Source organism: Rothia nasimurium (assembly GCF_928382285.1).
In the GTDB taxonomy this organism is placed as follows: Bacteria; Actinomycetota; Actinomycetes; order Actinomycetales; family Micrococcaceae; genus Rothia; species Rothia nasimurium_E.
The window spans coordinates 1-10,108 of the sequence record NZ_CAKMSS010000015.1; the positions used below are offsets into that span (position 1 = coordinate 1).

The 10,108-nt window shown below is 63.0% G+C and carries 10 protein-coding genes; 8 read left to right on the plus strand and 2 right to left on the minus strand.

Going from position 1 to position 10,108, the window contains the following annotated elements; all coding sequences use genetic code 11:
* Positions 1-165: 165 nt before the first annotated feature.
* Positions 166-969, minus strand: coding sequence for an exodeoxyribonuclease III (locus L6758_RS10780; RefSeq protein WP_237206089.1), 804 nt, complete (start codon positions 967-969; stop codon positions 166-168).
* 178 nt (positions 970-1,147) lie between these two features.
* On the opposite strand from L6758_RS10780, the gene L6758_RS10785 reads away from it, so the two are divergent.
* The 4 genes from L6758_RS10785 to L6758_RS10800 are packed head-to-tail and all read left to right on the plus strand — an operon-like array spanning position 1,148 to position 4,535.
* Positions 1,148-2,278: an ABC transporter ATP-binding protein gene (locus L6758_RS10785; protein ID WP_272878607.1), complete on the plus strand. Its 1,131-nt coding sequence runs from the start codon at positions 1,148-1,150 to the stop codon at positions 2,276-2,278.
* A complete protein-coding gene (locus L6758_RS10790; protein WP_237206088.1) occupies positions 2,275-2,949 on the plus strand; it encodes an ABC transporter permease in 675 nt (224 codons plus the stop codon). The genes L6758_RS10785 and L6758_RS10790 overlap by 4 nt, the downstream gene beginning before the upstream one ends.
* Complete coding sequence (locus tag L6758_RS10795) at positions 2,946-3,602, plus strand: ABC transporter permease (RefSeq protein WP_237206087.1); 657 nt, start codon at positions 2,946-2,948, stop codon at positions 3,600-3,602. Before L6758_RS10790 ends, L6758_RS10795 begins: the two co-directional genes overlap by 4 nt.
* Before the next feature lie 6 nt (positions 3,603-3,608).
* A complete protein-coding gene (locus L6758_RS10800; protein WP_237206086.1) occupies positions 3,609-4,535 on the plus strand; it encodes an ABC transporter substrate-binding protein in 927 nt (308 codons plus the stop codon).
* A gap of 268 nt (positions 4,536-4,803) precedes the next feature.
* Here the strand turns inward: L6758_RS10800 and L6758_RS10805 are convergent, their stop codons facing one another.
* Positions 4,804-6,249, minus strand: a complete 1,446-nt coding sequence (locus L6758_RS10805) for a glyceraldehyde-3-phosphate dehydrogenase (protein WP_237206085.1) — start codon at positions 6,247-6,249, stop codon at positions 4,804-4,806.
* A gap of 221 nt (positions 6,250-6,470) precedes the next feature.
* Here L6758_RS10805 and L6758_RS10810 point away from each other — a divergent pair, with 221 nt between their 5' ends.
* The 4 genes from L6758_RS10810 to L6758_RS10825 all read left to right on the plus strand — a co-directional run bounded on the left by L6758_RS10810 (position 6,471) and on the right by L6758_RS10825 (position 9,917).
* Positions 6,471-7,415 carry a carbohydrate kinase family protein gene (locus tag L6758_RS10810; protein WP_237206084.1) on the plus strand — a complete coding sequence of 315 codons (945 nt, stop codon included), beginning with the start codon at positions 6,471-6,473 and terminating at the stop codon, positions 7,413-7,415.
* A 157-nt stretch (positions 7,416-7,572) separates the two neighbouring features.
* Complete coding sequence (locus L6758_RS10815; RefSeq protein ID WP_237206083.1) at positions 7,573-8,097, plus strand: YbhB/YbcL family Raf kinase inhibitor-like protein; 525 nt, start codon at positions 7,573-7,575, stop codon at positions 8,095-8,097.
* 157 nt (positions 8,098-8,254) lie between these two features.
* On the plus strand, positions 8,255-9,088 hold the full coding sequence (locus L6758_RS10820; protein ID WP_237206082.1) for a Cof-type HAD-IIB family hydrolase: 834 nt from the start codon (positions 8,255-8,257) through the stop codon (positions 9,086-9,088).
* A 28-nt stretch (positions 9,089-9,116) separates the two neighbouring features.
* A complete protein-coding gene (locus L6758_RS10825; protein ID WP_237199156.1) occupies positions 9,117-9,917 on the plus strand; it encodes a glycerophosphodiester phosphodiesterase family protein in 801 nt (266 codons plus the stop codon).
* The last annotated feature ends 191 nt before the right edge of the window (positions 9,918-10,108 follow it).

The window sequence follows — 10,108 nt, forward strand, 5'->3', positions numbered from 1 at the left end:
CGGCTGCCACACCGAGGATTTCCCGTCGGGGGCTAGATATATGCTTCCGGAGCATATACTTTCCGGAAACCTACAGGTCAATCCGTGAAAATCCGCGATTCCGGACACACTTTTTGACCCTTAACCCGCAATGCCCCGGACTGTCGGGCGGGGGCGTCCGCTCAGCTAGCTAATCTCAACAATCACCGGGGCATGGTCCGAAGCGCCCTTGCCCTTTCGCTCTTCTCTATCAATCTCAGCGCCCACAACCCGCTGGGCCAGCACGGGGGAGTAGAGCTGAAAATCAATGCGCATCCCCTCGTTCTTGGGGAAACGTAGCTTGGTGTAGTCCCAGTAGGTGTAGGGCACGGTGGTATGCTCACGAGCCACATCAACCAGCCCCAAAGGCTCTTTAAGAAAAGCCCTAAAGGCCGCCCGCTCAGGCTCGGTCACGTGAGTCATCTGGTTTTCCCTAAAGAAGTCGATATCCCATACATCCTCATCGAGCGGGGCAATATTAAAGTCTCCCACCAGGGCGAACTGGGCTGCGGGGTCCTGCGCTAGCCAGCTGGCGGCGTCCTTGCGAAGCTCTTCCAGCCAGGCCAGCTTGTAGGGCATATGCGGGTCGTCGATACCGCGACCGTTAGGCACGTAGAGGCTCCACACCCGAACCCCGCCGCAGGTTGCCCCGATAGCGCGGGCCTCAACGACGGCGTCCTCACCGGGCTTACCAAAAGCGGGCTGGTTGGTGAAGGTGCGCTGAATATCCTCAAGCCCCACACGGGAAGCGAGAGCCACCCCGTTCCACTGTGACAGGCCGAAATGGGCCACCTCGTAGCCGGAGTACTCAAAAATTTCGTAGGGGAAGGTCTCGTCGGTGGCCTTGGTTTCTTGGATGGCGAGCACGTCCACGCCGCTGCGCTCTAGCCAATCTTCCACGCGGTCGGCGCGGGCACGGATAGAATTCACGTTCCAGGTAGCAATTTTCATGTCACCAGCCTAGCAACCGACCTGCCGCCTTAAAAGTGCATCTGCCTGTCACTTTTAGCAGGGCATGTGCATTTATGACAGGGTACTTGCTGTTTTAGAACCTGCTGGAATAGGGTGGAACCCACGGGTGTTAGGTTGATGGAGCAAAACCTTCCCCGCCTCAAACGAAAGAGCAAGTATGGCAGCGGCCCCCGCTATTGAATTCCGGTCGGTCACCAAGAAATACGGTGACACGGCGGTGGTAGATAACCTCACCCTCAGCATTCCTCAGGGAAAAATCACGGTCTTTGTGGGGCCCTCGGGCTGCGGCAAAACCACATCCCTGCGCATGATCAACCGCATGGTCGAGCACACCGACGGTGAGATTCTGGTGCGCGGCGAAGCCAATACCGCCCGCCCCGTTCACGAACTGCGCCGCTCCATCGGCTACGTGCTGCAGCAGGCTGGGCTCATGCCACACCAGAGCGTGCTCGATAACATCACCACCGTTCCCCGCCTCAAGGGGGTAGCCAAGAAACAGGCTCGTGCTGAAGCCCTGGAACTTCTCGACACGGTGGGCCTAGATCGCGCCTCTGCTAGCAAGTACCCGGCCCAGCTCTCGGGTGGTCAGGCCCAGCGCGTGGGTGTGGCCCGCGCCCTGGCAGGCCAATCAGACATACTCCTGATGGACGAACCCTTTAGCGCTATCGACCCTGTTGTGCGTGCAGATCTACAGCAGAGCCTTTTAGACCTGCAACAGAAACTTCACCGCACCATCGTCTTTGTCACCCACGATATTGACGAGGCTGTGCTCCTGGGGGACTACATCGCTGTTTTTGCCCCCGGCGGCACCATCGCCCAGTTCGGCACCCCCGAAGAGATTTTGCGGGCCCCGGCCTGTGATTATGTTGCTTCTTTTGTGGGGCGCGACCGGGGCATGCGCCGCCTGACCTTTGCCGGGGCGGGGAACGTGGCCGTTCGCCCCCTGCAGGCAGCTGAGGCCGAGGGCTGGCAGCTGAGACTAGCGGACGGACGCCCCGACGGCTGGGTCACCGGCGGCAGGCACCTGCCCGGTGGTTCCCTCTTCGTGCAGGGTGGAACCCTGCGTGATGCCCTGGATTCGGTACTCTCTTCTCCCTCCGGCTGGGGTGTGGCGGTGGACGAGCAGGGCCTGGCCCTGGGCCTGCTGGAGGCCGATAACGTGCTCGAAGCAACCCGGCAGGAGCGCTACCTGCGCTACGGCCTGGAAGCCCCCTGGGCCCGTCCTAACGGGGCCGACAGGGGCCGAGAGTCCACCGACGAGACCCCCGGTAGCGGGGCGTCCGCATGAGCTGGTTTCTAGCCAACCTGCCCTACATCGGGCAGCTCACCACGCTGCACCTGGCGCAGTCGGTCATCCCGGTAGTGGTGGGCTTTGCCCTCGCCCTGCCCCTGGCCCGGCTGGCCCTGGGGAGGCGGGCGGACGGACGCTCCACCGAGGCCTACACAACCGCCGGCCGGGTGCGCAAAGGGGCAGTCGTCAACGGCGCTGCCCTGCTCTACACCGTGCCCTCACTAGCGCTGTTTGTGCTCATGCCCCTGGTGCTGGGTACCTCCATTACCTCCCCGATCAACGTCTACGTGGCGCTGACTATCTACGTGGTAGCCATGATGGTGCGCAGCGCCGTGGACGCCTTCGAATCGGTCTCACCCATCACTCTTGAAGCCGCCACAGCCGTGGGCTACACCCCGCTGCGCCGTTTCTGGCAGGTTGAGCTACCCCTGTCGCTACCCGTCATGATCGCCGGTTTACGCGTTGCCCTGGTCTCGAATATTTCTATGGTGTCGGTGGGGGCTGTCATTGGTATCCAGTCCCTCGGCACCCTCTTCACCGACGGCTTGCGCCGGGACCTACCGGCTGAAATCATCACCGGAATCCTGCTCACCCTCGTCCTTGCCCTCGTGCTCGACCGACTGCTGGCCCTGGTCGGCGCCGCGCTCACCCGTTGGAGGAACCCATGATTTTTCAGGACGTCTGGGCCTGGTTCACCGCCCCCGGCGCCTGGGCGGGCACCGGCGGTATCTGGCAGCGTCTTGGCGAGCACCTGGCCTACTCCGGCCTGGTGCTGCTGGTCGCGGCAGCTATCGCCCTGCCGCTGGGTGCCTGGGTCGGTCATACCGGTAAGGGGGAAAACCTGGTTGTAGCTCTCACCGGTGCCCTGCGAGCCCTCCCCACCCTGGGCCTGCTCACCCTCTTCGCCCTCTGGTTAGGGCTGGGGCTGACCGCCCCGGCGCTTGCCCTCGTCATACTGGCGATCGCCCCGCTCCTGGCGGGTACCTACGCCGGTATTGCGGCTGTGGACCCCGTTATTAAGGACGCCGCCCGCGCCCAGGGTATGACCGGCTGGCAGGTACTCACCCGGGTAGAAATTCCCGTGGCCCTGCCCCTCATCTTCGGTGGCATCCGTAACGCGGTGCTGCAAATCATCGCAACCGTCACCGTGGTCGCCTACATCAACCTGGGCGGGCTAGGGCGCTACCTCATCGACGGACTGGCAGTGCGCGACTACACCCGCATGGTCGCGGCCGTCCTACTCGTTGCAGCCCTCGCCCTAATCGTCGATGCTCTACTCGCCCTTGTGCAAAGAGCCCTCACCTACCCCGGACTAAGGTAAACACCCATGACATCACCCCGCCTCACCCGACGCTCCCTCTTCACCGGGGCAGGACTCGCCGCCGGGGCTCTAGGCCTTTCCGCCTGCGGCCTTGACGGCTCCACCGCCTTTGGCAGCGGGAGCACCACCGGCACCATTACCGTGGGCTCAGCCGACTTCACCGAATCACAAATTATCGCCGAAATCTACGCCGCAGCCCTGCGCGCCCGCGGCCTAGACGCAACCACCAGCCCCGCCATCGGTGCCCGCGAAGCCTACCTCGGGGCCCTGCGCGAAGGCACCGTCTCGGTGGTACCCGACTACTCCGGCAACCTCTTGCTCTACTTCGACGCAGAGACCACAGCCGTCACTGCCCAAGAAATCGTGCAGGCCCTCCCCACCGCCCTGCCCGAGGAGCTAGGAGTTCTGGCGGCCTCGCAGGCAGAAAACAAGGACTCCCTGGTCGTCACCGCCGCTACCGCCGAAGAACACGGTCTGACCAGCCTGGACGACCTCACCACCCTCAGCGGCCAGCTCAGCCTAGGGGCACCCCCGGAATTCGCGGAACGAGCCTACGGCCTACCCGGCCTAGAGCGCCTCTACAGCTTCACCCCGGCGTCCTTCGAACCCATCAACGACGGCGGCGGCCCGCTCACCGTCTCAGCCCTGGCCGACGGCACCGTCGACATCGTGGACCTCTTCTCCACCGACCCCGCCATCACCGCCAACAACTTCGTGGTGCTTGAGGACCCCAAAAACATGATCCTGGCCCAGCAGGTACTACCCGTCATCAATACCCGCCAGGTCTCGGTAGCAGCCGCCCGCGTCCTCGACGAGGTATCTGCCCTGCTCACCACCGAGACCCTGATTGAGCTGAACACGCGCGTCTCCGGCGCCGAAAAAGCAGCCCCCGCCACCGCCGCGGGGGACTGGGTGAGCGAGAACTTCGCGTAGCCCGGAGTCCTTGGCGGACGAGCTTACGTTTGCTGCCCCTCGGGGGTGGGGCGGAAGTTGCAAGCCAGCTGGCTCGATGAAGTGAGCGAGTGCGTCAGCACGCAAGAGCGAACGGAATCCGCCGCAAGGCGGGGCGTGAATCGCGACGAGCCCCCAGGCGAGGAGCGAGAGGGTTGCTGGCGGCAACTTCCGCCCCAACCCCTAAAAAGCAGGTGCCCCCGGCATAGCTAGCCGAGGGCACCAGGATGTGCGGCGGGCGTCCGCGCTCTTAGATCGCTGCGGGGAAACTCTGCAGCTTACCGCCAATCATGGTCTCAAGCACGCGAATTACCTGGCAGGAGTAGCCGAACTCGTTGTCGTACCAGACGTAGAGGATAGCGTTATCGTCACCGGAGGTGATGGTGGCCAGGCCGTCCACTACACCGGCGGCGCGGGAGCCCACGAAGTCGGTTGACACGACCTCGTGTGAGTCGGTGTAGTCAATCTGGCGGCGCAGGGAAGAGCGCAGGGAGCGCTCGCGCAGCAGGTTGTTGAGTTCTTCCTTGGAGCCGACGGGCTTGTCGAGCTGCAGGCTCAGGATAGCCATGGAGACGTCGGGGGTAGGGACGCGAATAGCGTTGCCGGTCAGCTTGCCCTCCAGCTGGGGCAGGGCCTTGGATACTGCCTTGGCTGCGCCGGTTTCGGTAATCACCATGTTCAGGGCAGCGGAGCGGCCGCGGCGGTCACCCTTGTGGAAGTTGTCGATCAGGTTCTGGTCGTTGGTGAAGGAGTGCACGGTCTCAACGTGGCCGCGCTTGACGCCGAAGACCTCGTCCATAACGGCCAGCACGGGGGTGATGGCGTTGGTGGTGCAGGACGCTGCCGACAGTACGGTGTCGTTATCGTCGATGATGTCGTCGTTGACGCCGCAGACGATGTTCTTCACGCCCTTGCCGGGAGCGGTGAGCAGGACGCGCGCAGCCCCCTTAGCCTGCAGGTGGCGGGAGAGGCCGTCCTTGTCGCGCCAGCGGCCGGTGTTATCGACCACGATAGCGTTCTCAATGCCGTGGGCGGTGTAGTCGACCTCGGCCGGGTCAGAGGCGTAAATGAACTTGATGGGGGTGCCGTTGGCGATGATGGTGGAGTTCTCTTCGTCCACGCGGATGGTGCCCTTGAAAGCACCGTGGACGGAGTCGCGGCGCAGCAGGGAGGCGCGCTTGTAGAGGTCGTTGTCGGTGTTCTTACGAACAACAACCGCGCGGAGCTTGGGGCCGGCGCCGGTGGAGCGCTCCAGCAGGATACGAGCCAGCAGGCGGCCGATACGACCGAAGCCGTAGAGCACGACGTCCTGCGAGGCAGCTTCAATCTGGCCCTTCTTGCCGACAACGGGAGCCAGTTCTTCCTTCAGCCAGGCCTCAAGATCACCGGCGCCAGAAGCCTCAAACTTGCGCTGCAGGCTGGCCAGACCCAGCGAGCAGGCACCCAGGTCAAGGGTGCTCACAATTTCAAGGATCTTCAGGGAATCAGCCGGGTTCAGCTCAACGTCATCAATCTGACGGGCAAAACGGTGGGCCTTCAAAATCTGGATAACAGACTTGTTGATCAGGCTGTGGCCGTGAATAGAGACAACCACATTGTTCTCTCGATTCAGCTTGCCAATCAGGGGGATCATAGCTTCGGCTTCAGCCTCAGAGGCAAGCCACTGCTCGTGAGCGTTGTCGGCAGAAATAGTCATGGTGTGACCTCTTCCTCGATGAGTAGCGTCATTGAACTCATCGGTTAGCAGCGCGGCGGTGCGCTGGTAGCTGGTGACTGGCGGCCCACACCCCGATTCATGCACGGGCACGACGAGCTGGTGGGCACTACAGACCTAAGTTTATAGTTTGTTGTCTCACATGTGGAGTTTGTGACGCGAAACTTATCTGAGGTCAGGGCCACAACCGGTAAAATAAGGGCATGCTCACTGTCATTGGCGAAGCCCTCGTAGATGTTGTCCAGCGCCCCGGCGCCGAATCCCACGCCCACCCCGGCGGTTCCCCCATGAACGTTGCCGTTGGCGTCTCCCGTCTGGGCCACGAGGCCCAGTTCATTGGCCGCTACGGCAAGGACGCCTATGGCGACCTGATTGACGCGCACCTGCGGGCCTCGGGCGTCCTGCTCCCTGTCGGTGCTGACGCCAAAAAGACCTCCGTTGCCCAGGCAACTATTGGCGATACCGGCGCCGCGGAGTACGAGTTCGATATTGACTGGTCACTCGACGCTGCCCAGGCAGCTCTCGACGAGGTGGGCAAGAACGCCACCGCCGTGCACGTGGGGTCTATCGGCGCCATGCTAGAGCCCGGTGCGTCCGCTGTGCTCAACACCGTCAAGCAGGCCGCCCCCCACGCCCTGATTTCTTACGACCCCAACTGCCGCCCCTCCATCGTGCCCGACGCTGCAGAAGCCCGCGCCTGGGCTGAGAGCATCGTGCGTCATGCGGACGTGGTGAAGGCTTCTGACGAGGACCTTCTGTGGCTCTACCCCAACCGTACCCTGGAAGAATCGGCGCGGGCCTGGCTGGAGCTGGGGGCCTCCCTGGTGGTTGTGACCCGCGGCGAGATGGGCCCCTGGGCTATTACCCGCAAGACCTCGCCCGACGGCATCGCCCTGCCCGCCTACCGGGTAGAGGTTGCCGATACCGTGGGTGCCGGCGACTCCCTCATGGCAGCCCTCATCGCGGCTCTGCTCGATCGCGACATCAAGGGCAAGGGCGCCCGCGCCGCTATTGAGCTGCTGAGCAAGGGCGACCTCAAGGAAATCCTGGCTTTCGCAGCGGTTGCAGCCGGCATCACCGTCTCCCGCGAGGGCGCTAACCCGCCCAGCCGCGACGAACTGAACGCTGTGCTCTACCCGCAGGGCTAGTTCCGCCGCTCCCCTCCCCGAGGGGACCGCAAAACTAAAGAAGGACCGCATATTTTGCGGTCCTTCTTTAGTTTTCAGGTCCCTTTTCGTGAGGGGGGAATAGTCAGTAGACTGGTTAGTGCATAGCCAAAGCCCATCAACGACGAGGAGGCCCCTCATGCTCAACCGCGAACCCTACGCAGACCTGCCCGACCTACCCACTTTCACGCTCGCGTCCGCCGATATCACCGAGGGGGAGACCCTGCCCCGCGCCCAGGTCTCCGGCATCATGGGCGCAGGCGGCGAGGACGTCTCGCCCCAGCTCTCCTGGAGCGGCTTCCCCGCAGAAACCAAGTCCTTTGTGGTCACCTGCTTCGATCCGGACGCACCCACCCCCTCAGGCTTCTGGCACTGGGCAGCCTCAAATATCCCCGCCTCAGTCACTGAACTTGCCACCGGTGCAGCCGAGAACCTACCCGAGGGAGCTCTGGGGCATCTCAATGACGGCGGTACCCGCGGTTTCGTCGGCGCAGCCCCACCCGCTGGCCATGTCCCCCACCGCTACATCTTCTGCGTCACCGCCGTTGACGTGGAAAAACTCGACATCGACGAAAACGCCAGCCCCGCCGTGGTCAACTTCAACCTCTTCTTCCACGGCATCGCCCGAGCCTTCTTGACGGCGACCTATGAAGAAGAGAACTAGAATCTTCTCTCGCCAGGATCAGCAGGCTCGCGCTTGCTGCCGACCCTCTCGCTGGTTCGCTGACGCTCACAAGCGATTCACGCCAGCCGCCGAGCCAGCAGCTTCGCTGCGAGCCTGCTTCACCTGACCCTTTGAATAAGCCTCTAGAATGTAAAGCATGATTAAACTGATTGCCAGCGACCTGGACGGCACCCTCATCGGGAGTGATTTCAGGTTCCGCCCCCGCACCCTGCAGGCCCTGCACGCGGCGGCGGATGCTGGCGTCCGTATCGTCTTTGTGACTGGCCGCCCCTTGCGCTGGTTGGCTCCCGTGCTGGAGCAGCTGGGCGAGGAGTGGAACGGCGAGAACTCTTTTGCCTTCTGCTCTAACGGTGCGGTGACGTTCGATATTGCCCGTTCGCAGGTGGTTGCCACCCGCACTATCAGCGGGGCTGAAACTTTGGCTCTGCACGCCGAGCTGGAGCAGGCCTTCCCGGGGGCTCTCTATATCGCGGAGACCCTGGAGCATGTCTACGTGCAGGGAACCTATGACCCTCACGTGCAGGAAGACACCAGCAAGGTGGTTGAGGGGCGGTTGGAAGAGATTCTGGCGCCCGACGCTGAGGTAGTGAAATACCTGCTATTCCGGGACGGTGCGGTACCTGCCGACCTACTGGCCCGCGTGCAAGAGATCGTGGGGGAGCGGGCGTCTGTAACGCGCTCTGCCCCCTACCAGCCCCTGGTGGAAATTGCGCAGCGGGGGCTGAATAAGGGTCGGGTTCTGGCTGACTTCGCGGCTTCGCTGGGCATTGGCCCTGATGAGGTGGCTGCTTTTGGTGATATGCCCAATGACTTTGAGATGCTGGATTGGGCAGGTCACGGCTATGTGATGGCCTCGGGCCTGCCGGAGCTCAAAGACCGGGTGGGGCGTATCTGCCCGGGGTTTGAAGAGGACGGCGTTGCCCAGATTATCGAGCGCATGCTGGCTGAGCGAGAGGATCGCCAAGCCTAAGTTACTGGCCGGTAATATACTGGTTCTTATGCCTTCACACGCATCTGCACCTTCTTCACCTGACCGCACCCAGATTTACGCCCACAGGGGGCTCGCTGTAGGTCAGGCTGAAAACACCGAGGGGGCTTTCCGCCGCGCCCTCGATGCTGGGGCCCACTGGCTCGAAACCGACGTGAACACCACCGCGGACGGCCAGGTACTGGTTTTTCACGACCCCACCCTCAATCGTTTGGTGGGCCGCCCGGGCCGGGTGGCTGAGATGACCTGGGATCAGCTGCGCGACCTGAGCCTGGTGGGCGGCGGTCGGATTTCTCGCCTGCGCGACATGCTCGAGGCCTTCCCCGAGACCCGTTTCAATATCGACCTTAAGGACGCCGGTTCGGCGGCCGAGGTTGCGCGGGTGCTGGTAGCTGCCGGTGCGGTAGAGCGGGTGCGGCTGGCGTCCTTTTCGGAGCGCCGCCTGCGGCAGGCGCACCGGGCGGCTCAGAATCTAGGGGTGCAGGTTCCCCTGAGCGCCTCGCAGTCAGCCTTCACTTTTTTCTATGCCCTATCGCGCATACACCCTAGTCTGTGGAGTATTTTGAGGCCGATAACTCGCAGGTTTATGCTTCCCTTCGACGCGGTTCAGGTGCCGGCCTATCATCGGGTGGCGGGCCGCCGCCTGCGCATTGTTGACCGCAAGCTGGTGGCTGCCGCCCGCCGGGCCGGGGTAGAGGTACACGTGTGGACGATCGACGATGAACGCACCATGCGGGAACTTATCGCCCTGGGGGTCAACGGAATCGTCACTAACCGCACCGACCTGCTCGCGGACGTCCTCGCCTCCTAAACAGCAACAAGGGGACCGCAAAATCAAAAAGGGACCGCATAATACGTGCTGTCAAGGGGTGAACGCGCCACTTCGACCGGGAGGTAGTTGTGACGCGTTGGACTCCGAAGGATGTTAAGGATGCTGCTGTTGAGCGCGTGGTGGCAGGCGAGGCAGTTAGCCTGGTCGCGCGTGATGTGGGTGTAGGCCCC

What these genes read in the sequence shown, in the direction of transcription:
- L6758_RS10780 (WP_237206089.1), bottom strand. Translation starts at nt 969, where the DNA reads ATGAAAATTGCTACCTGGAACGTGAATTCTATCCGTGCCCGCGCCGAC.
- L6758_RS10785 (WP_272878607.1), top strand. Translation starts at nt 1,148, where the DNA reads ATGGCAGCGGCCCCCGCTATTGAATTCCGGTCGGTCACCAAGAAATAC.
- L6758_RS10790 (WP_237206088.1), top strand. Translation starts at nt 2,275, where the DNA reads ATGAGCTGGTTTCTAGCCAACCTGCCCTACATCGGGCAGCTCACCACG.
- L6758_RS10795 (WP_237206087.1), top strand. Translation starts at nt 2,946, where the DNA reads ATGATTTTTCAGGACGTCTGGGCCTGGTTCACCGCCCCCGGCGCCTGG.
- L6758_RS10800 (WP_237206086.1), top strand. Translation starts at nt 3,609, where the DNA reads ATGACATCACCCCGCCTCACCCGACGCTCCCTCTTCACCGGGGCAGGA.
- L6758_RS10805 (WP_237206085.1), bottom strand. Translation starts at nt 6,249, where the DNA reads ATGACTATTTCTGCCGACAACGCTCACGAGCAGTGGCTTGCCTCTGAG.
- L6758_RS10810 (WP_237206084.1), top strand. Translation starts at nt 6,471, where the DNA reads ATGCTCACTGTCATTGGCGAAGCCCTCGTAGATGTTGTCCAGCGCCCC.
- L6758_RS10815 (WP_237206083.1), top strand. Translation starts at nt 7,573, where the DNA reads ATGCTCAACCGCGAACCCTACGCAGACCTGCCCGACCTACCCACTTTC.
- L6758_RS10820 (WP_237206082.1), top strand. Translation starts at nt 8,255, where the DNA reads ATGATTAAACTGATTGCCAGCGACCTGGACGGCACCCTCATCGGGAGT.
- L6758_RS10825 (WP_237199156.1), top strand. Translation starts at nt 9,117, where the DNA reads ATGCCTTCACACGCATCTGCACCTTCTTCACCTGACCGCACCCAGATT.